The organism is Billgrantia tianxiuensis, from assembly GCF_009834345.1.
GTDB lineage: Bacteria > Pseudomonadota > Gammaproteobacteria > Pseudomonadales > Halomonadaceae > Halomonas > Halomonas tianxiuensis.
Genome location: NZ_CP035042.1, coordinates 4,831,200 through 4,855,021, shown reverse-complemented (window position 1 = coordinate 4,855,021; position 23,822 = coordinate 4,831,200). Strand labels below are relative to the sequence as shown.

At 65.3% G+C, this 23,822-nt stretch carries 21 protein-coding genes and 2 pseudogenes; 11 read left to right on the top strand and 12 right to left on the bottom strand.

All coding sequences use genetic code 11. The features are described from left to right. Positions 1-15: 15 nt before the first annotated feature. From EKK97_RS25210 to EKK97_RS22740, 9 genes and pseudogenes are all read right to left on the bottom strand, one after another. The gene (locus EKK97_RS25210; protein ID WP_236551325.1) at positions 16-597 is read right to left on the bottom strand and encodes a GTP-binding protein; all 582 of its coding nucleotides are present in this window, start codon (positions 595-597) and stop codon (positions 16-18) included. Beyond that, positions 594-2,045 carry an L-seryl-tRNA(Sec) selenium transferase gene (gene selA, locus EKK97_RS22765; protein ID WP_159555442.1) on the bottom strand — a complete coding sequence of 484 codons (1,452 nt, stop codon included), beginning with the start codon at positions 2,043-2,045 and terminating at the stop codon, positions 594-596. Before selA ends, EKK97_RS25210 begins: the two co-directional genes overlap by 4 nt. Before the next feature lie 131 nt (positions 2,046-2,176). Next, positions 2,177-2,965, bottom strand: coding sequence for a formate dehydrogenase accessory protein FdhE (fdhE, locus tag EKK97_RS22760; protein ID WP_236551324.1), 789 nt, complete (start codon positions 2,963-2,965; stop codon positions 2,177-2,179). Between the two features lie 142 nt (positions 2,966-3,107). Beyond that, positions 3,108-3,797, bottom strand: a complete 690-nt coding sequence (locus EKK97_RS22755) for a formate dehydrogenase subunit gamma (protein WP_159555440.1) — start codon at positions 3,795-3,797, stop codon at positions 3,108-3,110. Beyond that, a complete protein-coding gene (gene fdxH / locus EKK97_RS22750; protein WP_159555438.1) occupies positions 3,794-4,750 on the bottom strand; it encodes a formate dehydrogenase subunit beta in 957 nt (318 codons plus the stop codon). The genes EKK97_RS22755 and fdxH overlap by 4 nt, the downstream gene beginning before the upstream one ends. Before the next feature lie 31 nt (positions 4,751-4,781). Then, entirely contained in the window at positions 4,782-7,244 is a 2,463-nt protein-coding gene (fdnG, locus tag EKK97_RS22745) for a formate dehydrogenase-N subunit alpha (protein ID WP_201296969.1), read from the bottom strand. A gap of 12 nt (positions 7,245-7,256) precedes the next feature. Beyond that, the gene (locus tag EKK97_RS26300; RefSeq protein ID WP_479688634.1) at positions 7,257-7,571 is read right to left on the bottom strand and encodes a molybdopterin-dependent oxidoreductase; all 315 of its coding nucleotides are present in this window, start codon (positions 7,569-7,571) and stop codon (positions 7,257-7,259) included. A 50-nt stretch (positions 7,572-7,621) separates the two neighbouring features. Continuing rightward, positions 7,622-7,774: pseudogene (locus tag EKK97_RS26295) on the bottom strand (hypothetical protein); the annotation flags it as partial. A gap of 207 nt (positions 7,775-7,981) precedes the next feature. Next, the gene (locus tag EKK97_RS22740) at positions 7,982-8,443 is read right to left on the bottom strand and encodes a hypothetical protein (protein ID WP_236551323.1); all 462 of its coding nucleotides are present in this window, start codon (positions 8,441-8,443) and stop codon (positions 7,982-7,984) included. A gap of 191 nt (positions 8,444-8,634) precedes the next feature. Between EKK97_RS22740 and EKK97_RS22735 the strand changes: the two genes are divergently transcribed. From EKK97_RS22735 to EKK97_RS22690, 10 genes and pseudogenes are all read left to right on the top strand, one after another. Then, positions 8,635-9,954: an MFS transporter gene (locus EKK97_RS22735; protein ID WP_159555436.1), complete on the top strand. Its 1,320-nt coding sequence runs from the start codon at positions 8,635-8,637 to the stop codon at positions 9,952-9,954. Positions 9,955-9,980: 26 nt separating this feature from the next. Next, a complete protein-coding gene (locus EKK97_RS22730; RefSeq protein WP_234287093.1) occupies positions 9,981-11,174 on the top strand; it encodes a ChaN family lipoprotein in 1,194 nt (397 codons plus the stop codon). A 112-nt stretch (positions 11,175-11,286) separates the two neighbouring features. After that, positions 11,287-11,691, top strand: coding sequence for a ribonucleotide reductase subunit alpha (locus tag EKK97_RS22725; protein ID WP_159555434.1), 405 nt, complete (start codon positions 11,287-11,289; stop codon positions 11,689-11,691). Between the two features lie 127 nt (positions 11,692-11,818). Continuing rightward, positions 11,819-12,382, top strand: coding sequence for an alkyl hydroperoxide reductase subunit C (gene ahpC, locus EKK97_RS22720; RefSeq protein WP_159555432.1), 564 nt, complete (start codon positions 11,819-11,821; stop codon positions 12,380-12,382). A 310-nt stretch (positions 12,383-12,692) separates the two neighbouring features. Continuing rightward, complete coding sequence (ahpF, locus tag EKK97_RS22715) at positions 12,693-14,249, top strand: alkyl hydroperoxide reductase subunit F (protein ID WP_159555430.1); 1,557 nt, start codon at positions 12,693-12,695, stop codon at positions 14,247-14,249. A 224-nt stretch (positions 14,250-14,473) separates the two neighbouring features. Next, the gene (locus EKK97_RS22710; RefSeq protein WP_159555428.1) at positions 14,474-15,496 is read left to right on the top strand and encodes an amino acid ABC transporter substrate-binding protein; all 1,023 of its coding nucleotides are present in this window, start codon (positions 14,474-14,476) and stop codon (positions 15,494-15,496) included. A gap of 178 nt (positions 15,497-15,674) precedes the next feature. Next, on the top strand, positions 15,675-16,703 hold the full coding sequence (locus tag EKK97_RS22705) for an amino acid ABC transporter substrate-binding protein (RefSeq protein ID WP_159555426.1): 1,029 nt from the start codon (positions 15,675-15,677) through the stop codon (positions 16,701-16,703). Positions 16,704-16,815: 112 nt separating this feature from the next. After that, a complete protein-coding gene (locus EKK97_RS22700; protein WP_159555424.1) occupies positions 16,816-18,006 on the top strand; it encodes an amino acid ABC transporter permease in 1,191 nt (396 codons plus the stop codon). A gap of 10 nt (positions 18,007-18,016) precedes the next feature. Then, positions 18,017-19,117 carry an amino acid ABC transporter permease gene (locus EKK97_RS22695; RefSeq protein WP_159555422.1) on the top strand — a complete coding sequence of 367 codons (1,101 nt, stop codon included), beginning with the start codon at positions 18,017-18,019 and terminating at the stop codon, positions 19,115-19,117. A gap of 50 nt (positions 19,118-19,167) precedes the next feature. After that, a pseudogene (locus tag EKK97_RS22690) lies at positions 19,168-19,895 on the top strand (amino acid ABC transporter ATP-binding protein). Here EKK97_RS22690 and EKK97_RS22685 read toward each other — a convergent pair. From EKK97_RS22685 to EKK97_RS22675, 3 genes are all read right to left on the bottom strand, one after another. Continuing rightward, a complete protein-coding gene (locus EKK97_RS22685) occupies positions 19,873-21,408 on the bottom strand; it encodes a sensor domain-containing diguanylate cyclase (protein WP_159555420.1) in 1,536 nt (511 codons plus the stop codon). The pseudogene EKK97_RS22690 and the gene EKK97_RS22685 overlap by 23 nt on opposite strands. A gap of 105 nt (positions 21,409-21,513) precedes the next feature. Then, entirely contained in the window at positions 21,514-21,942 is a 429-nt protein-coding gene (locus EKK97_RS22680) for a hypothetical protein (protein WP_159555418.1), read from the bottom strand. Positions 21,943-22,065: 123 nt separating this feature from the next. Beyond that, entirely contained in the window at positions 22,066-22,656 is a 591-nt protein-coding gene (locus tag EKK97_RS22675; protein ID WP_159555416.1) for a histidine phosphatase family protein, read from the bottom strand. 312 nt (positions 22,657-22,968) lie between these two features. Between EKK97_RS22675 and phnD the strand changes: the two genes are divergently transcribed. Beyond that, positions 22,969-23,820, top strand: coding sequence for a phosphate/phosphite/phosphonate ABC transporter substrate-binding protein (gene phnD, locus EKK97_RS22670; protein ID WP_236551322.1), 852 nt, complete (start codon positions 22,969-22,971; stop codon positions 23,818-23,820). Positions 23,821-23,822 lie beyond the last annotated feature (2 nt).

Genomic DNA, 23,822 nt, shown 5'->3' with positions numbered 1-23,822 from the left:
CGAAGGCCGTGCCGGTCACCACCACCCCGGCGCCGCTCTTGGTGAAGACGCGGTCGACGGCGAGGCGGAAACGGCCCTGGACGGGGCAGCGTGCTGGCTGGCAGCGAGGGTCCAGAGGCGGTCGCGCAGGGCCTCCACGCCTTCGCCGGTGCGGCTCGAGACCTCCAGGAGCGGCGCGCCATCCAGCGGCGTGCCGGCCAGCAGGGCGGCGATCTGCTCGCGCACCTGGCGGCGGCGCGCGGCGTCGACCCGGTCGACCTTGGTCAGTGCGACCATGCCGCGACCGAGTCCCAGCAGGGTGAGAATCTGCAGATGCTCGATGGTCTGCGGCATCACGCCGTCGTCGGCAGCCACCACCAGCAGCACCGTATCGACCCCGGCGCTGCCCGCCACCATGTGATGCAGGAAGCGCACGTGGCCGGGTACGTCGACGAAGCCGAGTTCGATGCTGTTACCCACCTCGGGATAGGCGAAGCCGGGTTCGATGGTCAGGCCGCGGGCCTTCTCCTCCTTCAGCCGGTCTGTGTCGATACCGGTGAGCCGGTGGATCAGGGCGGTCTTGCCGTGGTCGACGTGGCCTGCGGTACCGACGATCACGGCGAATCTCCGTGGGCCTGTCTGTGGGTGGCGGCATAGAGGCCGGGCAAGCGTTCGAGTTGCTCGAGGAAGGCCGCCTCGTCGGCCGCCGTGGCCAGGCAGCGCAGGTCGAGAGTCAGCGTGGCGTCGCCGATGCGTCCGATGACCGGGCGCGGCAGCCGGCGCAGGGCGCTCTCCAGGCGGCGTAGGTCGCGCTCGCGCTGGCGTCGCTGCCTGGCCCGGGAGCGCCAGGCCAGGGCCCGGCTGGGCAGCCGGTCCACCGGCAGCGAGCCACTGCCCAGCTGGCTGGCGCAGGGCGCGAGCGTCACCTCGAAGTCGCTGAGCAGGTCGCTCGCATGGGCCAGCAGGCGCTCGCCGGTGGCGGCGATCTCCGCCTCGGCGCGAGTCAGCAGCGCCAGGGTGGGGATGTCGCGCTCGGGGGCGTCGCTGTCGCGATAGAGGCGCAGGGTGGCCTCCAGCGCCGCCAGGGTGAGCTTGTCCAGGCGTAGGGCACGCTTGAGCGGGTGGCGCTTGATCGTCTGGATGGCCGTGCGGCGGCCGACGATGATGCCGGCCTGGGGGCCGCCGAGCAGCTTGTCGCCGCTGAAGGTGACCACGTCGGCGCCGGCGGCGATGGCATCTTTCGGCTGAGCTTCGTAGGGCAAGCCGAGGGCGGCGAAGTCGGCCAGCGCGCCGCTGCCCAGGTCGACCAGGAAGGGAATGCCATGAGCGTGGGCGATCTCGGCCAGCCTGGCTTCCGGCACGCTCGCGGTGAAGCCGGTAATGGCGTAGTTGGAGGTGTGCGCCTTGACGATCAGGCCGGTGTGTTCGCCGATGGCGTTCTCGAAGTCGCGTGGGTGGGTGCGGTTGGTGGCGCCGACCTCGCGCAGCTGGCAGCCCGCCGCCTGCATGATGTCTGGCATGCGGAAGGCGCCGCCGATCTCGATCAGCTCGCCGCGTGAGATCAGCGCCTCGCGGCCGGCTCCCAGAGCGCCCAGGGCCAGCAGCACGGCGGCGGCGTTGTTGTTGACCACGGTGGCTCCCTCGGCGCCGGTCAGCTCGCACAGCAGTTCCTCGACCAGACGATCGCGGTCGCCGCGACCGCCATTCTCAAGGTCGTACTCCAGCGCTACGGGATGGCGTGCCGCTTCGCTCATGGCCTGGATGGCCGCTTCGGCGAGCGGCGAGCGGCCCAGGTTGGTGTGGATCACGGTGCCGGTGAGGTTGAACACCGCGCAGGAAGCCGGGCGTGCCAGCTCGGCGAGCCGTTCGAGGGCGGCATCGGCTAGGGTTTCGCTGTCGTTACTACCGGGTGCGGTGGGCTCGGCGGCGAGCCGCTGGCGGGCTTCGTCCAGGGTCTGGCGTACCGCGCGCCGCACGAGGCGGTGACCATGCCGGGTGCGGGCGGCGGCCACGGCGGGGTGGGCCAGCAGTGTATCCACCGCGGGCAGGCTGCGTCGAACGTCCATTGTCGTCTTCAAGTCCATGCCGAGATCGGTCGTTCCCATACCAAAGCGGGAGCGGTCGCTCCTAGGCCAAAGCGGGATCGGGCGTTCCTATGGCATAGCATGTCGGACCGGGAGACGTCCAACCCGGACGCTCAGCCCTCGGCGATCAGCAGTGGATTGAAGCCGCTGCGCCGGTAGCGCCCCTCCTCGCCGAGCAGCAGGTCCAGCGCCAGGCTGGCCAGGTCGTCGGCCAGCGGTTCGACGTCGGCATCCAGCGCGCGGGGAAAGATCTTGAGGTAGCTGCCGCAGTCGCCACAGGCCTCGGCCTGGGCCACGGTGGCGTTGTCGTCTTCCTCGTCCGCGTGCGGTGTCAGGCTCAGGTAGTCGAGTTTGCCGCTCTGCTCGCACACGCTGCAGATGGAGCGCTCCAGGTACCACTGGGTCGCGCACAGGCCGCACTGCAGGTAGCGCACCCCGCTGCAGCTGGCCTCGGTCTCGATCAGGCTGGCCACCGGTGGCGAGCCGCAGCAGGGGCATAGTGTACGAACCTCGGCGCTGGGGCGGGCCGGGGCCTGCGGCAGCCGGTGTGCCAGGCGCAGCCAGGCCACCTGCAGGGCGGCGGCCACCAACGGCATCAGGCCGCGAGTGGGCGCTTCGCCGGACTCGCCGGCCAATACCTGACCGGCCAGTTGCCTGAGCGACTGTTCAGACCGCGTGCGCAGGGCAGCGAGCAGCGGCCGCTGGGCCTCACCGACGTGCAGCTCCAGCGCATCGAGCAAGGCCTCGAGTTCGCCTTGAATATCGATGTCGCCCTGCAACGCCTGGACGTTGAGTGGCGGCATGCCATGCTCGAGCGCCAGGTCGAAGGCCGCCGGTTCGGGCTGCCAGCTCGGCGAGGCCCGTTCCAGCGCGGCCTGCTGGGCATGCGCCAGCAGGGCCATGAAGCCGAGGAACTCCCCAGCGGTTCGTGTCGCTCGGCGAGTTGCTGCAGGCGCCGGGCGCGCCGGGCGAAGTGGTCCTCCCCGGGCAAGCGGACCTCGGGTGGGTACATGATCCCGGTGGGGGCATTGCCGTAGGCGTGGTTCACGGCGCCTCCTGTCCGCTGTGGTCATGACGACGGCTGATCTCGCGGTGCCTGCGCTCTTTCTCCATCTCCTCCTCGTACCACAGGTCGTGATGGTGCCTGGCCCAGGCCTTGCTGACCCTGCCCCGCACCATGGCCTGGAACGAACCCCTGACCCATATCCCCGAATAGATGTGGATGATCAGGGTAATGATCGCCAGCAAGGCGAGGTAGGCGTGACCCATCGAGGCCAGCCGGCGCAGGGTGATCGGCATCGCCTCGCCGACCAGCGGCTGCCAGATCAGCACGCCGGTCGCCAGCAGCAGAACGATGCAGCCCAGCATGATCCAGTACACCAGTTTCTGGCCGGCGTTGTTCTTGCCCACCGGCGGCAGCTTCTCGTCGCGGTTGGCGAGTACGTCGTCGATCTGCTTGAGCCACTGGATGTCGTGGCGGCGGAGCAGGCTCTCCTTGAAGAAGCGCACCGCCATGATGGCGAACATCAGCACCATGAACAGGCCGATCCAGGGGTGCAGGATGCGGGTCATGGTCGGCCCGCCGAACAGCCCCGTCAGCGACCAGAAGAAGGGATGGAAGAACGGCAGCCCGCTGAGTACCAGCAGCACGAAGCTGATGGCCACGAGCCAGTGGTTGAGCCGCTCGCCGAGGCTGTAGCGGCGCAGGTAGGGATCGGATTTGGCCAGGCTCATGGGCGTTCCTCCCTGTTGTCCTGCGCTTCCCCGCTTTCCCGCGCTCTCTGTCGGGCCTCGTCGTCACGCACCGCCTGCTCGTCCTCCTCGCCGTACTCCTTGGGCCCGGCGGTGACGTAGTGGAGGAAGCCGGTCAGCGCGGCCAGCCCGATCGCCGCCGAGGCCAGCGGCTTGGTCACGCCCTTCCAGGCGCTGACCATTGGGCTGATGCTCGGGTCTTCCGGCAGGTCGCTGTAGATCTGCGGCTTGTCGGCGTGCTGCAGCACGTAGATCACGTGGGTGCCGTCAACCCCCTCGGGATTGTAGACGCCGGCGTTGTCGTAGCCGCGGCTCTTGAGGAAGTCGGTGCGGGTCTCGGCCAGGTCGAGCATGTCGTCGCGGGTGCCGAACATGATCGAGCCGGTCGGGCACGACTTCACGCAGGCCGGCTCCAGACCGTGGAACACCCGGTCGGAGCACAGCGTGCACTTGTACGACTTGCCGTCCACTTCCGAGATCCGCGGTACGTCGAAGGGGCAGCCAGTGACACAGTAGCCGCAACCGATACAGTGCTCGGAGTTGAAGTCGACGATACCGTTGGCGTACTGCACGATGGCGCCGGGCGCGGGGCAGGCCTCGAGGCAGCCCGGCTCGGCGCAGTGCATGCAGTTGTCCTTGCGGATGAGCCATTCCAGGTTGCCCTGTTCGTTTTCGTACTCGTCGAAGCGCATCACCTGCCAGGTGTTGGGCGAGAGGTCGAGCGGGTTGTCGTATTCGCCCACGTTGTTGCCGACTTCGTCGCGCAAGTCGTTCCATTCGGCGCAGGCGACCTGGCACGCCTTGCAGCCGATGCAGCGCGACACGTCGATCAGCTTGGTCACGCGGTCGACACCGCCGGTACGCTCCTGGGGCGAGGGCACCTGGCTTGCCGAGCGGGCGATGACGTTCTGCAGATTGATCTGTTCTCCTCGCATCGTGTTCGCCTCCTTGGTCCTTGCCCTGGCCCTATAGCTTGTCGACGCGCACCAGGAACGACTTGTATTCCGGTGTCTGGGTGTTGGCATCGCCGACCGACGGCGTCAGGGTGTTGGTCAGGTGCGACTTCTTGGTCTCGCCGAGGTAGCCCCAGTGCAGCGGAATGCCGACCTGGTGGATGGTCTGGCCGGCCACTTGCAGCGGGCGGATGCGCTTGGTCACTACCGCCACGGCGTCGATGTGGCCGCGTTTGGAGCTGACGCGTACCCGGTCGCCCTTGGCGATGCCCAGCTCCTCGGCCAGAGCCTCGCCGATCTCGACGAATTTCTCCGGTTGGGCGATGGCGTTGAGCCGGTTGTGCATCGTCCAGTAATGGAAGTGTTCGGTCAGGCGATAGCTGGTCGCAGCGTGGGGGAACTCCTCGAAGGTGCCGAAGTTCTCACGGTCCTGTTCGAACACCCGGGCTCCTGGGTTGTGCTTGGCCAGCGGATTGTCCGGGTGCAGCGGGTTGTCGGCGATCGGCGTCTCGAACGGTTCGTAGTGCTCCGGGAAGGGCCCTTCCTTCATGCGGTCGCGGGCGAACAACTGTCCGCGTCCGGTCTGGTTCATGATGAATGGTCCCTGGTTTCCGCCGGGGGCGGACTCGACCGGGAAGTCGGGCACGTCGTTGCCGACCCAGCGCTGGCCGTTCCACCACACCACCGCCTTGTTGGCCGCCCAGGGCGTGCCGTCGGGGCGAGCGCTGGCGCGGTTGTAGAGGATGCGGCGGTTTGCCGGCCACGACCAGGCCCAACCCAGGGTCTGCCCGGTGCCGTAGGGGTCGGAGTTGTCGCGGCGGATCATCTGGTTGCCGGCCTCGGTCCAGCAGCCGGCGAAGATCCAGCAGCCGCAGGCGGTGGAGCCGTCGGCGCGCAGGAAGCCGAAGTCCTCGATCTGTTCGCCGGCGCGCACCACCAGGTTGCGATCTTCGTCGAAGACGTCCTCCAGCGCCCAGCCGTTGTACTCCCGTGCCAGTTCCTCGGGGCTCGGCTCCTCGGGCCGGCGGTAGGGCCAGTGCAGGTTGAGGATGGGATCGGGGAAGGCGCCGCCCTCTTCCATATAGAGCCGCTGCAGGCGTAGGAAGATGCCGGCCAGTATCGCCGTGTCGGGTAGTGCCTCGCCCGGCGGCGGGGCCGCGCGCCAGAACCATTGCAGCCAGCGCGAGCTGTTGACGATGGTGCCGTCCTCTTCGGCGAAGGCGGTGGTGGGCAGGCGGAACACCTCGGTGTCGATGGTGGCCGGGTCGACGTCGTTGTATTCGCCGTGATTCTTCCAGAACTCGGCCGTTTCGGTGCGCAATGGGTCGATCACCACCAGGAACCTGAGCCGCGACAGTGCCGCAGTGATCTTGGCCTTGTGCGGGAAGGCGGCCAGCGGGTTGAAGCCCTGGCACAGGTAGCCGTTGACCTCGCCATGATGCATGCGCTCGAAGGTATGCAGAATGTCGTAGAGGTCCTCGCCCAGCTTCGGCAGCCAGTCGTAGCACCAGTCGTTGGCTGCGGTGGCGGCGTCGCCGTACCACGCCTTCATCAGGCTGACGTGGAAACGCTCGTAGTGGCGCCAGTAGGACACTTCCTCCGCCACCAGAGGTGGCCGGGCGCGTTCGAGGATGTACTCCTCATAGTCCTGTTCGTCCTCGCTGGGCAGCGACAGATAGCCCGGCAACAGATCGGAGAGCAGACCCAGGTCGGTCAGGCCCTGGATGTTGGAGTGGCCGCGCAGGGCGTTGACCCCGCCGCCGCGCATGCCCATGTTGCCCAGCAGCAGCTGGACGATGGCGGCGGTACGGATGATCTGCGAGCCGATCGAATGCTGCGTCCAGCCCAACGCATAGAGGAAGGTCATGGTCCGGTCGGGGGCGGCCGTCTCCGCGGCCATGTCCCACACGCGCTGGATTTTCTCGCGCGGGGTGCCGCAAACCGACGAGACCACGTCGATGGTGTAGCGGCTGTAGTGCTGACGCATCAGCTGAAACACGCAGCGCGGGTGCTCGAGGGTCGGGTCGCGCAGGGCGTGGCCATCCTCGTCGTACTCGTACTGCCAGGTGTCCATCTCGTACTCGCCGTTGTCGGCGTCGTAGCCGGTGAAGAGGCCGTCCTCGAAGCCGAAATCCTCGCGCACGACCAGGCTGGCATCGGTATAGGCGAGTACGTAGTCGCGCTGGAAGCGGCCACTCTCGATCAGGTAGTGGATCAGGCCGCCGAGGAAGGCGATATCGGTACCGGTACGGATCTCGGCATAGTAGTCGGCCACCGCGGCCGTGCGATTGAAGCGCGGATCGACCACCACCAGCCGGGCGTCGTTGTGCTCACGCGCCTCCATCACCCAGCGGAAGCCCACCGGGTGTGCTTCGGCGGGGTTGCCGCCCATGGCGATGATCAGGTCGGCATTGCGAATGTCGACCCAGTGATTGGTCATGGCACCGCGACCGAATGTTGGGGCAAGACCTGCCACCGTCGGTCCGTGTCAGACGCGCGCCTGGTTGTCGAACACCACCATGCCGAGGCTGCGGGCGATCTTGTGGGTGCAGTAGGCCGTCTCGTTGGTCGAGGCCGAAGCCGCCAGCATACCCGTCGTGGTCCAGCGGTTGACCGTGTCGCCAGCGTCGTTCTGGGCCACGAAGTTGGCGTCGCGGTCATCCTTCATGTGCCGGGCGATGCGCTCGAAGGCTTCATCCCAGGTGATCCGTCTCCACTCGTCGCTGCCGGCCTCGCGCACCTGGGGGTAGCGCAGCCGGGATTCGCTGCGAATGTAATCGAGCAGCCCGGCGCCCTTGGGCACAGCGAACCGCGGCTCACCGGGTGGTCCGGGTCGCCCTCGACGTGATAGATGTCGTCGACGTTGTTGATCGCTGCGTCGCCGCGGCTATAAAGCAGCACGCCGCAACCCACCGAGCAGTAGGTGCAGTTGCTGCGGGTGATCTTGGCGCCGGTCAGCTTGAAGTGGCGAATGGAGGCGACGGCGGGCTCCGGAGAGAAACCCATCATGGCCAGGCTGGACGTTGCCATGCCTGCCGCGCCGAGCTTGAAGAATTGTCTGCGTGTTACCCGTAGGGTCATGAGGCCTCCTGCCTGATTCTTCCGCCCTCTTTGTCGTTGGTGTCGTCACTGGTCGCGTTAAGGTCACGATAGTGGCCGGCTCCGGGCCGGTCCATGTCATACAGCAAAGCGTCATACAGCAAAGCTTAGCGGTTACGGCTCGGATTGAGCGGCGCGTATTGTTTCGGTTCGTAACTCTCCCGAGTCAGTCGGAGAATGCTCGGCGCTACTCTGCGGTTCACCATCCTCGCGGCGCCCGCTATCCTGGGCGCCCAGCGGTTCGTCGGGCAGGGCCTGCTCGTCTTCGTCTTCGCGCTCGGGCGACTGGGTCTCGTAGGCCGGGCCGGCATCCGACGCGGCCGGCGGCGTCTGGAACAGCTCGTCGCCCTGGGTCTCGCCGCTACCGCTGCCCTGGTCCTCCTCGCGCATGTCCGAGCCGGTGATACCGCTGGTGGTGCCGGCGCCACCCGGCGTGATGTCGGGCGCTTCGGTGATCTCGGCCGGGTCCATGCCGGCGGCGCTCTCGTCCGGTGTGGCCGGGTCGGCAGCCAGGGCGGTGGTGGCCCAGCCGGTAACCAGCAACAGACAGACATGGCGCAGCATGAGTCGTGTCATGGAATGCCTCCTTGCGTACTGCTTGAACTACCAGCGTAGCCCCTCGAGTCTCATGCCGACAGCGAAGGACGATGCGGCGGCACACTGGCAGGATGACCGCTGGCCTTCCTACACTTGACCCAGGCCGACCCTCGCGAATGCTGGGGCGGTCTTTTGTTATTCGCGTTCGGCCACGTCAATGGAGTGACCTTTTGCGCAGTCTACCGGCTACCCTTCCGATCCTCTTCGTCTGCGAAATCAGCTTCCTGCTCGGGCATGGCTTGATCATGACCCTGCTCGGGGTGCGCATGTCGATGGAGGGCTTCCCTTCGCACATGGCGGGCCTGCTGATGTCGAGTTTCTCGCTCGGCTTCGTGGTGGGCAGCTACCTGCTGGAGAAGCGCATCCGCCATGTCGGCCACATTCGGGTGTTCGCCGCCTGTGCCGGGATCCTGGCGGTGACCGCCATGCTCCACGGCCTGTGGGTCAACCCCTGGGCCTGGCTGGCCTGGCGCCTGCTTGGCGGGATCGCCACCGCCGGCATGCTGATGGTGATGGAGTCGTGGGTCTCGGGCGAGTCGACTAACGACAACCGCGGCCGGGTACTGGCGATCTACATGATTCTTTCGACCCTGTCGCTGGCCGGCGGGCAGTGGATGCTCAACCTGGCCGACCCGGCCGGTCCGGCGCTGTTCTCCCTCGTCGGCATGCTGTTCGCCCTGGCGCTGGTGCCGCTGTCGATCGTGCGTATCCATGGCCCGCGCCAGACCCACGACATCCAGCCGCAGAAGATCCGCCTCAAGGCACTGTTCAAGCGTGCTCCGGTAGGGCTGGTCGGTGCCTTCACCGCCGGGCTGATGGTGCAGTCGTTCTTCGCCATGACGCCCTTCTATGGCCAGGAGATCGGCCTGAGCACGGGCGAGACGGCGCGCTTCATGGCGATTACCACCATGGTTGCGCTGTTCGCCCAGTGGGGGCTCGGGCGGCTCTCCGATCGTATCGACCGGCGCAAGGTGATCCTCGGCATGGCCGTGGTGATGACGATATCGGGCGCGCTGGTGTCGATGCTGGTGCGTATCGACTTCTGGCTGCTGGTGCTGGTGGCCTGCTTCCATACCGCCATGCTGCATACCCTCTATGCCCTTAGCCTGGCCCATACCAATGACTGGCTGGAGCCCGGCGAGATCGTCGCCGCCAATGCCAAGCTGATGATCTGGTATGGCATCGGCTCGATCATCGGCCCGTTCTCGGCGTCCCTGGTCATGCAACTGCTGGGGCCCGACGGGCTGTGGGTCTTCCTCGGCGGAGCCTCGCTCACGCTGGCATTGTTCGTGGCGCTGCGTCTGCGCCGCCGCCCGGGCGTGCCGGTCGAAGAGGTCGAGCAGGAGCCCTTCGTGGCGGTGCCGACCTTGGAGACGCCGCACTTCACCGAACTCGACCCGCGCCTGGAGCCGACCCAACTGGAGTTCCACTTCGAGGAGAGGGGCGACGAGGAAGAGCACGAAGAGAAAGTACGCGAGGAGGCGGCCTGATACTGCCGGGCGCCGGCGGATGCGTCATGATGGGGCAGTCCGAAGAGGAGATGCCGATGCGCTGTTCGTTCGCCCCGTCCTATATGCTGGTGCTGCTGGCCTGCCTGTCTTTTATTCCGGCGGGGCCGGCACGAGCCGAACCCTGTCCCGCACCGGGGCAGTGGTATCAGCCCGGAGGCGAGCGCCTGGATGGCGTCGCGCTGTTCGCCGAGCTGGCCGAGCGCGACGTCGTGCTACTCGGCGAGCAGCACGACAGCATGGACCACCATCGCTGGCAGCTGCATGTGCTGGCCGGGTTGCATGCGCTGCGCCCGGAGATGGCGATCGGCCTGGAGATGCTGCCGCGCGAGGCCCAGCCGGCGCTGGATGCCTGGGTGGCGGGGGAGCTCGATGAGGCGGAGTTTCTCGACGCCAGCGACTGGTATGCCGCCTGGGGCTTCGATCCGGAACTCTATCTGCCGATCCTGCATTTCGCGCGCCTCAACCGCGTGCCGCTCAAGGCCATCAACGTCACCCCTGAGCTGCGTGGTCGGCTGGTCGAGGAGGGCTGGGAGGCGCTTCCCGAGGCCGAGCGCTTCGGTATCTCCGCCCCGGCCGAGGCCCTGCCCGAGTATCGTGAGCGCCTGACCGACATTCATGCCCATCATGCCGATGGTGACGACGGCGAGGAGGGGCTCGAACGCTTCATTGCCGCCCAACTGGTATGGGACCGGGCCATGGCTGCCGGGCTTGCCGAGGCTGCGGCCGAGGGCGGGCTGGTGGTCGCCCTGATCGGCCAGGGGCACCTTCAGTTCGGCCACGGCGTGCCTCACCAGCTCGATGACCTGGGCATCGACGATCATGCCACCCTGCTGCCCTGGCCGGTGGAGGACGCCGAGTGCGAGCCCCTGTCCGATGGGCTGGCGTGGGCGGTATTTGCGCTCGCGGAGTCGCCGCTGCCAGCTCTTCCGCCAATGACGCTGGGTGTTTTCCTGGCGCCCGGCGAGAGGGGCGTGGCGGTGCGTTTGGTCGTGGAGGGTTCGGTGGCGGAGGCGGCCGGGCTCGAGGAGGGCGATATCGTCGTGCGGGCCGCCGGTGAGCGTTTGCTGGAGCCTACCGATCTTACCCGGCTGGTGCGGCGCCAGCCCCCCGGCACCCTATTGCCGCTGGAGGTGGAGCGGGACGGCGAGCGGCGTGAGGTTCTGGCGCGCTTCCCGGCGCGCGACGATACGAGGCACTGACCCAGGTCAGGCGAGGGAAGGGTGGATGCGCTATCGTATCCGGTGTGCCGGCCAGGCCGGTGCCAGCACATTTCGCCCTATGTCGAGGGCTGCAAACCTCTGGAGGTCCGTCTTGGCCATTACGCATTTTGCCGATCTGCTCGCCGAGGCCCGTCGCCAGCCCGAACCGCAGCGGCTACTGTTCGTCTTCACCCGTGCCGAGCTGCCGGATGACCCCACCGAGGAGCAGCGCCGGCGCTTCGAGCAGGGCGAGGGCGGCGTGTTGACCCCGGTGCTGTGCGTCGACAAGGCCCCCGAGGAACTCAGCGATATGTCCTCGCTGGTAGAGGAGTCGCAGCGCACCGGGATCGAATGGGACATCGTCTTCGTCGGCGCGCTGTCGGGCAGCGGTCGGCAGGCTCCCACCAGCGACGAGGCCGAGCATCACCTGCAGCGCATGGTCGAGTCGTTACAGATGGGCAATACCCAGCGCTTCCTGGCGCTGGATCGACAGGGTGAGGCAGTAGCCTTGCAATGAGTCATCGGTGCCACCATAGACTGGTCTTATCGGAACCATGGCGGCAATCAATTTTCGCCTATGGGTTGCGATGGATAAGATATGCCCCGTATTCGGATCACCCACCAATGACATGGAGCATTACTGAATGTCCCTGATCAACACCGAAGTCCAGCCGTTCAAGGCCACCGCTTTCCACAACGGAGAGTTCGTTGAAGTTTCCAATGAGAACCTGAAAGGCCAGTGGTCCGTGGTGATCTTCATGCCGGCCGCGTTCACCTTCAACTGCCCGACCGAGGTCGAGGACGCCGCCGAGCACTACGAGGAGTTCAAGAAGGCCGGTGCCGAGGTCTATATCGTTACCACCGACACTCACTTCTCGCACAAGGTGTGGCACGAGACTTCTCCGGCGGTGGGCAAGGCCAAGTTCCCGCTGGTCGGTGACCCGACTCACCAGCTGACCCGCGCCTTCGGTGTGCACATCGAAGAAGCCGGCCTGGCCCTGCGCGGCACCTTCGTGATCGACCCGGAAGGCGTGATCAAGACCCTGGAGATCCACGACAACGCGATCGCCCGCGACGTCTCCGAGACCCTGCGTAAGCTGAAGGCCGCTCAGTACGTTCGCAACAACCCGAACGAAGTCTGCCCGGCCAAGTGGAAGGAAGGCGAAGAGACTCTCGCGCCGTCCCTGGATCTGGTCGGCAAGATCTAAGGAAACACTGATTCATTGCTGCGCTCGATATCTTGACCACCGGCGGTGCTCGAAAGCCTCACCTAGTACCGCATAGGCTCCGGCTTCTGTGCTCCGGCGGTGGCCAACCTCTCTTCGCTCGCGACATGAATCAGCAGTTCCCTAAGTAGAGTCATCGCGAGGCCACGAGCTGGCCTCGCGTTCCCGCCCGGGCATGTGCTGCCCGGGCGATTTTCCGATACGTGCAAGTCCATGCCTGCGCCGACGCCACGTCAGCGCTGAGAGCATCGTCTTGCCATTTTCCAGCCCAGACATGAAGGAAACCGCTGTCATGTTGGACGACAATCTGAAAAGTCAGCTTAAAGCCTACCTGCAGAAGGTCACGCAGCCGTTCGAGATCGTCGCTTCCCTCGATGACGGCGCGAAATCCCAGGAGCTGCATGGGCTGCTGAAGGACATCGTCGCCCTGAGCGACAAGATCACCCTGCGCCTGGACGGGACGGACGCGCGCAAGCCCTCCTTCGCCCTGAACCGTCCCGGCGAGGAGACCGGCGTGGTGTTCGCTGGCATTCCCATGGGCCACGAGTTCACCTCGCTGGTGCTGGCGCTGCTGCAGGTGGGCGGCCATCCGCCCAAGGTCAGCGACGACACCCTCGCCCAGATCAAGGCGCTCGAAGGTGAGTTCCACTTCGAGACCTACTACTCGCTGTCGTGCCAAAACTGCCCCGACGTGGTGCAGGCGCTCAATCTGATGGCCATCTTCAACCCGGGCGTGCGCCACGTCGCCATCGACGGCGCGCTGTTCCAGGACGAGGTCGAAGAGCGCCAGATCATGTCGGTGCCGAGCATCTACCTGAACGGCGAGCCCTTTGACCAGGGACGCATGAGCCTGGAGCAGATCCTGGCCAAGGTCGACACCGGTGCGGCCCAGCGCGAGGCGGCCAAGCTCAACGACAAGCCGGCATTCGACGTGCTGGTGGTGGGCGGCGGTCCGGCCGGCGCTGCGGCGGCCATCTACGCCGCGCGCAAGGGCATCCGCACCGGTGTGGCGGCTGAGCGCTTCGGCGGCCAGGTGCTCGACACCATGGCCATCGAGAACTTCATCTCCGTGCCCTATACCGAAGGCCCCAAGCTGGCCGCGGCGCTCGAGCAGCACGTCAAGGAGTATGAGGCCGACATCATGAACCTGCAGCGTGCGGTGAAACTGATTCCGGCCGCCGACCAGGGCGGTGAGCACGAGGTGGAGTTCGAGTCCGGCGCGCGCCTCAAGAGCAAGACGCTGATTCTCTCCACCGGCGCCCGCTGGCGCGAGATGAACGTGCCCGGCGAGGCCGAGTACCGCAACAAGGGCGTGGCCTACTGTCCCCACTGCGACGGCCCGCTGTTCAAGGGCAAGCGCGTGGCGGTGATCGGCGGTGGCAACTCCGGCGTCGAGGCGGCCATCGACCTGGCTGGCATCGTCGGCCACGTGACCCTGATCGAGTTCATGGACGAGATGCGTGCCGACGCGGTGCTGCAGAAAAAGCTGAAGAGCCTGCCCAACGTCGAGATCATCCTCGGCGCGCGCACCACCGAGGTGAACGGCGACGGTACCCGGGTCAACGGCCTGACCTATGAAGAGCGCGCCAGCGGCGAGATCAAGCGGCTCGAGCTGGAAGGCATCTTCGTGCAGATCGGCCTGGTGCCCAACACCGAATGGCTCACCGACTCGCCGATCGAGCTGTCGCAGCGCGGCGAGATCGTCATCGACGAGCGCGGCATGACCTCGGTGCCCGGCATCTTTGCCGCCGGCGACGTCACCACCGTGCCCTACAAGCAGATCGTCATTGCCATGGGCGAGGGCTCCAAGGCTGCCCTGGGTGCCTTCGACTACCTCATTCGCCACTGAACCGGCGCGTCCACGACACCCCTTGGGCGAGCGCGCCCTCTACCGAAGACCACGCCTCCGCAGGCTGCCCCTGCGGAGGCGTTTCGTTATCGGGCTAAGAATCCTTCGTTGAAGACAAGCGCCTTCCGCGTCGCACCGCACCGTGCAAGCGCTGGGGGGATGCGCTAATCATGGAGCGAGGCCTATCGATGGCCTGCCATGATTGCCAACAACGAGGGAACGACATGATCCATGACGATAGGCTGGCGTGGCTGGTGCCAGCGGCGTTGATGCTGGGCGGCATCGGCTCGGTTCAGGCGGCAACGCTCGACGATGTTCTGGAGCGCGATCAGGTGCGCTGTGGTGTCAATGCGGCCCAGCCGGGCTTTTCGGCGCTGGACGATGAAGACGTCTACCGGGGCCTGGATACCGATGTTTGCCGGGCCATTGCCGCCGCGGTGCTGGGCGATGCCGAAAAGGTACGATTCGTGCCGCTGAACTCGGTGGAGCGTTTCACGGCGCTGCAATCGAGCGAAGTGGACGTGCTGTCGCGCACCACTACCTGGACGTCGACTCGCGACACGACGCTGGGCATCAATTTCACCGGTGTCAGCTACTACGACGGCCAGGCCTTCATGGTCGCCAGCGACCTGGGAGTGGAAAGCGCCACGGAGCTCGACGGCGCGGCGGTATGCACTCAGTCGGGCACCACCAGTGAGCTCAACCTGGCCGACTACTTCCGCAACCATGGCATGGAGTACGAGCCTGTGGTTTTCGACTCGCCGGAGCAGTCGATAGCGGGCTTCGAGGCCGGGCGCTGTGACGTACTCAGCTCCGACGCGTCCCAGCTTTACGCCCAGCGTATGCAGCTTGCCGACCCTGGGAGCGCCATGGTGCTGCCCGAAGTCATCTCCAAGGAGCCGCTGGGGCCGGCCGTACGCCAGGGCGACGACCAGTGGTTCAATATCGTCAAGTGGTCGCTGTTTGCCATGCTTAACGCCGAGGAGATGGGCGTCACCAGCGAGAACGTCGACGAGATGCTCGACTCCGGGGACCCGGACATCGCCCGCCTGCTGGGCCGCGACGGCAACTACGGCGAAGGCATGGGACTCACTGCCGACTGGGCTTACCGGATCGTCAAGCAAGTGGGCAACTACGGTGAGATGTTCGAACGCAACGTGGGCGCCGGTTCCGATTTCAACATTGCGCGTGGCCAGAATGCTCTTTGGACCGAGGGTGGGCTGCACTATGCGCCACCGGTGCGCTGAGGCATGCCTGGTTGCACCAAGCTGGGGCAACGGTTCAGGCCGGATCGCCTCCGCTGTGAGCGTTGAATAAGAGTTTTGCCTGCACTATCCCTGCCTTGGAACAAACCTTGCTAAGGTGCAGGCACATGCTCCGGCATGCTGCGTTCAAGAACTCCAAACCATCTACGAGGGATCCTACATGCGCGACAACAAGAACAAGTGGGTGCTGCTCACTTCTGCAGCCGCACTGGCTCTGGGTACCGCCTCCCTGGCTTCGGCCAACACCCTGCAGAACACCATCGAGCGTGGCGCTGTGCAGTGTGGTGTGAGTGACGGCCTGCCGGGCTTCTCCGCTCCGGACGATCAGGGCGAATGGCAGGGTCTGGACGTTGACGTCTGCCGCGCCGTGGCGGCGGCGGTGTTCGGCGATGCCGAGGCCGTGCGCTACATCTCGCTGAATGCCGTGGAGCGCTTCACCGCGCTGCAGTCCGGCGAGGTCGACCTGCTCTCGCGCAACACCACCTGGACCACCACCCGCGATACGACCCTGGGCCTCAACTTCGCCGGCGTGAACTTCTACGACGGCATCGGCTTCATGATCAACCGCGATCTTGGCGTCTCCAGCGCCAAGGAACTCGATGGCGCGGCAATCTGCGTTCAGTCCGGCACCACCACCGAGCTCAACGTGGCCGACTACTTCCGTGCCAACGACATGCAGTTCGACCCTATCGTCTTCGATACCTCGGAGCAGACCGTGGGCGGCTATGAGGCCGGACGCTGCGACGTGCTGACCTCCGACACCTCCCAGCTGGCCGCGCTGCGCATCCAGCTCTCCGACCCGGACCAGTCCGTGATCCTGCCGGAAGTCATCTCCAAGGAGCCGCTGGGTCCGGTGGTGCGCCAGGGTGACGACCAGTGGTTCAACATCGTCAAGTGGTCGCTGTTCGCCATGCTCAATGCCGAGGAAATGGGCGTCACCAGCGAGAACGTCGACGAGATGCGCAACTCCGAGGACCCGGACATCGCCCGCCTGCTGGGCCAGGACGGTAACTACGGCGAAGGCATGGGTCTCGACGCCAACTGGGCCTACAACATCATCAGCCAGGTCGGCAACTACGGCGAAAGCTACGAGCGCAACGTGGGCATGGGCTCACCGCTGCAGATCGAGCGCGGCATCAATGCGCTGTGGACCGAAGGCGGCATCCAGTACGCTCCGCCGATTCGCTGATCGTACCGCCCGGGGCATCGCGGGATGCCCCGATCCTCGTACTGCCACGGCCCGGATATCCCCGGGCCGCTGGCGGATACCTGCTTGACGGATCCAGGCGGAGAGTCCCTTCATGTCCGTTCGACCCAAGGCCCATTCGCTGGGCCCAAAACCGCCGTTCTGGCGTGATCGCGCCAAACGTGCGCTGATTTTCCAGGCCCTGCTGATTGCCGCGGTGGTGGTCTTTCTGCTCTACATCATCGGCAATACCCAGGACAACCTGGCGGCGCGCGGCATTACTACCGGCTTCGGCTTCCTGACCAACACCGCCGGCTTCGGCATCGTTCAGAGCCTGATCGACTATTCGTCCCAGAGTACCTACGGTCGTACCTTCGTGGTGGGCCTGCTCAACACGCTGCTGGTTTCTGCGCTGGGCATCATCGCGGCCACCATCATCGGCTTTACCGTCGGGATCGCCCGGTTGTCGCCCAACTGGCTGATCGCCAGGCTGGCCAGCGGTTATATCGAGATATTCCGCAACATTCCCCTGCTGCTGCAGATCTTCTTCTGGTACTTCGCCGTGCTACGCGCCATGCCGTCGGCGCGGGACAGCTATTCGCTGGGTGAGGTGATCTTTCTCAACGTGCGCGGCCTCTACGTGCCGGAGCCGCTGTTCGAGTCGGGGTTCGGCCTGATTCCGCTGGCCTTCGGCGTGGCCATCGTGGCCAGTATCGCCTTGACGATCTGGAACAAGCGGCGCCATGAAGCCACCGGCCAGCGCCTGCCTGCCGGCTGGATCTCCCTGGGGCTGATCGTCGGCTTGCCGTTGCTGGTGCTGTTTGTCACCGGTGTGCCGGTCACCTGGGACGTACCGGAGCTGCGCGGCTTCAACTTCCGTGGTGGCATCACCATCATCCCTGAATTCCTGGCCCTGTGGTTGGCGCTGTCGATCTATACGGCCTCGTTCATCGCTGAGATCGTACGCTCCGGCATCCAGGCGATACCCCACGGCCAGACCGAGGCGGCCCAGGCATTGAGCCTGCCGCAGAACCTGGTGCTGCGCCTGGTGGTGGTGCCTCAGGCCCTGCGCGTGATCATTCCGCCACTGACCAGCCAGTACCTCAACCTGATCAAGAACTCCTCGCTGGCAACGGCCATCGGCTATCCGGATCTGGTCTCGGTGTTTGCCGGTACCACGCTCAACCAGACCGGGCAGGCGATCGAGGTCATCGCCATGACCATGGCGGTCTACCTCACCATCAGCCTGCTGGTGTCGATGTTCATGAACTGGTTCAACGCCCGCGTGGCGCTGGTGGAACGCTAGGAGAGGCGCCATGACGATACAACACAAGATGATAGAGGCGCGTCCGGCACCCAGGAGCACCGTGGGGCCGATAGCCTGGCTGCGTGCCAACCTGTTCAGCGGGCCGGTGAATACCGTATTCACCCTGATCGGGATCTACCTGCTCTACCTGTTGTTGACGCCTACCATCCAGTGGGCCTTCATCAACGCCGACTGGATCGGCACCAGCCGTGACGACTGTTCCCGTGAGGGGGCCTGCTGGGTGTTCGTCAGTGCCCGCTTCACCCAGTTCATCTATGGGCTCTATCCGCGTAGTGAACTCTGGCGGGTCGATGTGACCTTCATCACCTTCGCCGCTCTGATCGCCTGGCTGGCGATTCCGCGGCTGCCGTTCAAGCGCTGGGTGGCACTGGCGACCCTGGTGGCCTTTCCGATATTCGCCTATTTCATGCTCTATGGCGGTCACTTCGGCCTGCCGCAGGTGCCGACCCATCGTTGGGGCGGCCTGATGCTGACCCTGGTGCTGGCCGTGGTGGGCATGGTCGGGGCACTGCCGATCGGTATCCTGCTGGCGCTCGGGCGCCGTTCGCAGATGCCCATCGTCAAGAGCTTCTGCGTGGTGTTCATCGAGTTCTGGCGCGGCGTGCCGTTGATTACGGTGCTGTTCATGGCGTCGGTGATGCTGCCGCTGTTCATGCCAACCGGGGTCAGCGTCGACCGCCTGATCCGGGCCTTTATCGGTATCACGCTATTCCAGAGCGCCTACATGGCCGAGGTCATCCGCGGTGGGTTGCAGGCGATCCCTCGTGGCCAGGAGGAAGCCGCGGCGGCGCTGGGCATGAGCTACTGGATGCGCATGGGCCTGATCGTGCTGCCCCAGGCGCTGAAGATGATGATCCCCGGCATCGTCAACACCTTCATCTCGCTGTTCAAGGACACCACCCTGGTCATGATCATCGGGCTGTTCGACCTGCTGGGCATCGTCCAGGCGGCGCTGTCGGATTCTCGCTGGCTGGGCTTCTCGCTGGAGGGCTACGTGTTCGCCGCGTTCATGTTCTGGGTCTTCTGCTTCAGCATGTCGCGCTACAGCCAGTACCTGGAGCGGAAACTCCACACCGGCCATAAGAGATAGGAATGAGAACAATGACTGAACAGGCAACCCAGGCCGGCACCGAGACCCTCATGGTCGAGATGCGCGGCGTCAACAAGTGGTACGGCGACTTCCATGTGCTGCGCGACATCGATCTGGAGGTCAAGCGCGGCGAGCGGATCGTCATCTGTGGCCCCTCGGGCTCGGGGAAATCGACGCTGATCCGCTGCATCAACCACCTGGAGGAGCACCAGGCCGGCGAGATCGTGGTCGGTGGCGTGCCGCTGACCCAAGACGTCAAGCGCATCGAGCAGATTCGCCGCAGCGTGGGCATGGTGTTCCAGCACTTCAACCTCTTCCCGCACCTGACGGTACTGGAGAACTGTTGCCTCTCGCCGATGTGGGTGCAGAAGAAGCCGCGCCGCGAGGCCGAGGAGCAGGCCATGCGCTATCTCGAGCGGGTGCGTATCGCCGAACAGGCGCGCAAGTACCCGGGACAGCTCTCGGGGGGCAGCAGCAGCGCGTGGCGATCGCCCGTTCGCTGTGCATGCATCCCGACGTGATGCTGTTCGACGAACCGACCTCGGCGCTCGATCCGGAGATGATCAAGGAAGTGCTCGACGTCATGGTGGAGCTGGCGGAGGAGGGCATGACCATGCTCTGCGTGACCCATGAGATGGGCTTTGCCAAGACGGTCGCCGACCGGGTGATCTTCATGGACCAGGGCCAGATCATCGAGGAGAACGCGCCTGAGCCCTTCTTCAACAATCCGCAGTCCGAGCGTACCCAGCTCTTCCTCAGCCAGATCCTGGGCCACTAAAGTGCAGGCTTGCCGGATCCGTAGCTTCTTGCGGATCCGGCACATTCGCATGCTGCCCATACAGCAGCACGCGATTGCGTCCGGCATGCTTGGCGGCATACAGCGCCTGGTCAGCCTGGGCCGTAGCCAGTGCCTGGGCATGACTGGGCTCTTGGTCCGGACACAAGGCGGCGATTCCGATGCTCACGGTGATGTCGATGTGGCGGATTTTCACATCGCAGGCAAGCCGTTGCAGGGGAAAGGGCGTATCGGCAACGCTGGCTCTCAGCCGCTCTCCGAGCTGTAGCGCTTGAGCGTCGTCGAGGCCGCTGACCAGTATGGCGAACTCCTCTCCGCCCACCCGGGCCAGTGCATCCTGCCCACGCAGTTCATTGCTTAGTTGGGTGGCCAGCTGTCTCAGCAGCGCGTCGCCCGCGGGATGACCGTAGCCATCGTTGATTTGCTTGAAGTGGTCGATATCGAGCAGCAACAGGTGGCAAGCGGCGGGCTGCGGTTCGTCCAGCGCCGCGTGCAGTCGTCGCGTCAGCCCCCGGCGGTTCATCACCCCGGTGAGTTCGTCGTACTCGGCGGCGATCCTGGCGCGCTCTTCGCCTTGTTTGCGCCGGGTGATGTCGATGACCAAGCCCGAAATGCCGCTGGGCCGGCCATTTTCGTCTAGGGTCAGTTCAGCGACGAGCTCGTGCCAGCGTGGAAGGACTCCATTGCTGTGCAAGCGGACGTCGAGGCGGCAGCTTTGGCGTGAGCGCGCGAGGCATTCACGTAGCTGGAGCCACAACCGCTGCCGGTCTGTCGGCATGATGTGTGCCAGCAGGCGGCGTAGCGGCAGGCGGGCGTAGCCATCGGGATAGCCCAGCATGAGTAGCAAGGCACGCGAGCACCAAGTCGAGCCGCTGGCCAGGTCGATCTCCCAGATGCCACAGTCGGTCACTTGCTGGAACAGCTCGAGCTGGCGTCGCCGGCTCGAGAGCTGATGGCGATAGATGGCCGAGGCGATCAACTCGGCGGCCACTACCAGCGCCTCGAGTTCGCCTCCCTCCCATTCGAGTTCGCGCTCGCAGTCGTCGATGCCCAGCGTGCCCCACCAGCCGTCATCGATCATGATCGGCACTGTGACCATCGAGCGAATGTGCTGGCTTTCGAGATTTTCGCGTAGCGGACCGTGAGCCATCCTCGCGGTAATGAAATGCTGTGACATGCCGCGCTGGCGCTCTTCGACCATGCGTCGATAAAGGGGGTCGTGAAAGGCAGTGGAAAAAAAGCGGAAGTGCTTGTGGGTGAGCTGGCGGTAGTGTGGTGCGGCTGCCCATTCGAAGACATAGTCCTGAATGACGGCGTGCTCCTGCAGCTCGAGCAACTGAAATATCCATACGCGGCTGGCGCCGGTTGCCAGGCCGATCTCGCGCAGTAGGGTATCGACGCCATCGCCCCAGAAGCGCCCTTTCGTCAACGCCTGGCTGCCCATGGCAAGAGCAGTGAGGAGGCGTGTGGCGACGGGGTGGATCGGTGCCGGCATGGGAAAGCTCATCCATCGGGCGGTGGGCCGATCATAACAGAACTTTACATGAGCTTTACATAAGGAAATGCGGCGAAAGGTTGCCAGGCCTTCAGGAGCGCACCATCAGATGCCCCCTTGTGGTCTCAAGGGGTCGGCGGGACGCGTTACCCGTGCGCTGCCGAGAACGCTGGGCTCGATTTCGATCGAACGTGCCTCGCTGGTCCAGGCCGCCTGGGCATCGTGCACGGCTGGTCGACGCTCGAAGGAGCGGGTCACCATGTCGCCGGGGGCAAAGCCCTCCCGGGGGCCCAAGTGGTACGGCAACAAGCAAAGTTCGACGAGCAGACGCAAGGTGAGTGCCGCGGCCATCCAGAGCCCGGCCCCCACTGCAAGGCTCGGCCAGACTTGGTTCCACTCAACGGCGGTGAGCCAAGGCGAGCGCGGCAGCAGCCACAGCGCGGCGGCAGCCAGCAGGCCGAGTTGGAGCAGAGCGTGAATGAAGAGCAGGACGCCGCGGGACATGGGGCGGCGGGGAAAGAGAAACTGTCGCATCGGGGTCCTCCCGTTGAAGCATCGCAGTACGATGAAGTGACCGACCTCCCTGCCGGTGTCTCGATGCTACCTCAGTTGGAGGACGAGCGTCAGCCGTTACATCGGGAAACCGAGCGTCTGCGCTCAGTCGAGCATAGTGATGCTGGCGGGCAGCAGCGGCTCGCGGGCGCGGTGTTCGCTCAGCAGGCGTCCCTCGAGAGCGGTCAGCATGATCTGCAGCGGGTCGCCATGACTCACCAGCAGGATGGTTTCGTCACGCAGCGTCTGCTCCAGTGAGGCGATGACGCCCTGCATACGGGCTGCCACGCTGGCCACGCTCTCGACACCGTATTCGCAGTGCTCGGGGCTGCGCGCGTCATGGGCCCAAACCTCTGGATAGCGGCTGTCCGGGAGCCCCTCGAAGCTGCCGAAATCGCGCTCGCGCAGGCGTGGCTCGGGTTGCAATCCAAGGCCGAAGTGATCGGCCACTCGCCTGGCGGTCTCGGTGGTGCGCAGAAAGTCGGAATGCAGGATACGGGTCGGGAACGGCCAGCGCCAGTTGGCGAGCAGTTCGTCCAACTGCACCTGGCCTGCTGCCGAGAGTCCATATCCCGCAAGCCCACGGGCCGGAGTGCTGATGATGAGGTGCTCGGCATTGGCCTGGCTATGGCCGTGGCGCATCAGGAGATAGCGGTTGTTGCGTTGGCCCGAAGCGGAATGAAATCGAATTGACATCGTATTGTCATACTACCTAGATTGTTGGTTAGTTTCGTTTGCGATCATTTGGAACCTCCCGTGTTCGCTTTCGAGCAGATGAGCGGCTTCTCCGGGCATCCTCGCTCCCGCCATCGCTGAAAACAACATAATGACAGTGATACAGAGAGACACGCCAATGACAATAGCCAAGCCTTTCTTACCGTCCCCCTGGCCACCCTGGCCTTCTCCTCGCTGCTGCCGCTGGCCCTGCTGCTATCGGCTCAGGCCCAGGCTCAAACCGATTGCCCGCGCGGTGACCTGGATGCCCTCTACTGCGACGAGGATGGTGACATGGTCGCCGACCGCCCCGCCGACGAATCCGAGTGGGCCGATCCCGATACGCTGATCTTCGCCTACACCCCGGTAGAGGATCCGGCGATCTACTCCGACATCTGGCAGCCTTTCATCGATCACTTGCAGGAGGTTACCGGACGCAACGTGCGCTTCTTCGCCGTGCAGTCCAACTCGGCGCAAGTCGAGGCCATGCGCAGCGGCCGGCTGCATATCGCCGGCTTTTCCACCGGCCCGACGCCATTCGCCGTGAACCTCGCCGGCGCCGTGCCGTTCGCCCTGATGGGCTCCGACGATGGCCAGTTCGGCTACACCCTGCAGGTCTACACCCATGTCGACTCCGACATCGAGGAGATGGAGGACCTCAAGGGCAAGCGGGTCGCGCACACCTCTCCCACCTCCAACTCCGGCAACCAGGCGCCGCGCGCCCTGTTCCCGGAGCTCGGCATCGTGCCCGACGAAGACTACGAGGTGGTCTACTCGGGCAGCCACGATCAATCGATGCTGGGCGTGGTCGCCCGCGACTACGATGCCGCGCCGGTGGCTTCCGAGGTGGTCGAGCGCATGGCCGCGCGCGGCCTGTACGACGAGGACGAGGTGCGCCTGATCTACGAATCCGATCGCTTCCCCACCACCTCCTACAACTATGCGCATAACCTGCATCCCGACCTGGTCGAGAAGATCGAGGAGGCCTTCTTCTCCTTCGACTTCGCGGGCACTGCGCTGGGCGACGAGTTCGAGGGCGTGGAGAAGTTCATTCCCATCAACTACCAGGAGCACTGGGAAGTGATCCGCACCATCCAGTCCGCCAACGGCGTGCGCTACACCCGCGAGGATCTGGAACAGGAGTGAGC

Bases quoted from the DNA above. Each gene is read 5' to 3' on its own strand.
- selA (WP_159555442.1), bottom strand. From the start codon at position 2,045: ATGGACGTTCGACGCAGCCTGCCCGCGGTGGATACACTGCTGGCCCAC.
- fdhE (WP_236551324.1), bottom strand. From the start codon at position 2,965: ATGGCCCTGCTGGCGCATGCCCAGCAGGCCGCGCTGGAACGGGCCTCG.
- EKK97_RS22755 (WP_159555440.1), bottom strand. From the start codon at position 3,797: ATGAGCCTGGCCAAATCCGATCCCTACCTGCGCCGCTACAGCCTCGGC.
- fdxH (WP_159555438.1), bottom strand. From the start codon at position 4,750: ATGCGAGGAGAACAGATCAATCTGCAGAACGTCATCGCCCGCTCGGCA.
- EKK97_RS22740 (WP_236551323.1), bottom strand. From the start codon at position 8,443: ATGACACGACTCATGCTGCGCCATGTCTGTCTGTTGCTGGTTACCGGC.
- EKK97_RS22730 (WP_234287093.1), top strand. From the start codon at position 9,981: ATGATGGGGCAGTCCGAAGAGGAGATGCCGATGCGCTGTTCGTTCGCC.
- ahpC (WP_159555432.1), top strand. From the start codon at position 11,819: ATGTCCCTGATCAACACCGAAGTCCAGCCGTTCAAGGCCACCGCTTTC.
- ahpF (WP_159555430.1), top strand. From the start codon at position 12,693: ATGTTGGACGACAATCTGAAAAGTCAGCTTAAAGCCTACCTGCAGAAG.
- EKK97_RS22710 (WP_159555428.1), top strand. From the start codon at position 14,474: ATGATCCATGACGATAGGCTGGCGTGGCTGGTGCCAGCGGCGTTGATG.
- EKK97_RS22705 (WP_159555426.1), top strand. From the start codon at position 15,675: ATGCGCGACAACAAGAACAAGTGGGTGCTGCTCACTTCTGCAGCCGCA.
- EKK97_RS22700 (WP_159555424.1), top strand. From the start codon at position 16,816: ATGTCCGTTCGACCCAAGGCCCATTCGCTGGGCCCAAAACCGCCGTTC.
- EKK97_RS22695 (WP_159555422.1), top strand. From the start codon at position 18,017: ATGACGATACAACACAAGATGATAGAGGCGCGTCCGGCACCCAGGAGC.
- EKK97_RS22685 (WP_159555420.1), bottom strand. From the start codon at position 21,408: ATGCCGGCACCGATCCACCCCGTCGCCACACGCCTCCTCACTGCTCTT.
- EKK97_RS22680 (WP_159555418.1), bottom strand. From the start codon at position 21,942: ATGCGACAGTTTCTCTTTCCCCGCCGCCCCATGTCCCGCGGCGTCCTG.
- EKK97_RS22675 (WP_159555416.1), bottom strand. From the start codon at position 22,656: ATGTCAATTCGATTTCATTCCGCTTCGGGCCAACGCAACAACCGCTAT.
- phnD (WP_236551322.1), top strand. From the start codon at position 22,969: ATGGTCGCCGACCGCCCCGCCGACGAATCCGAGTGGGCCGATCCCGAT.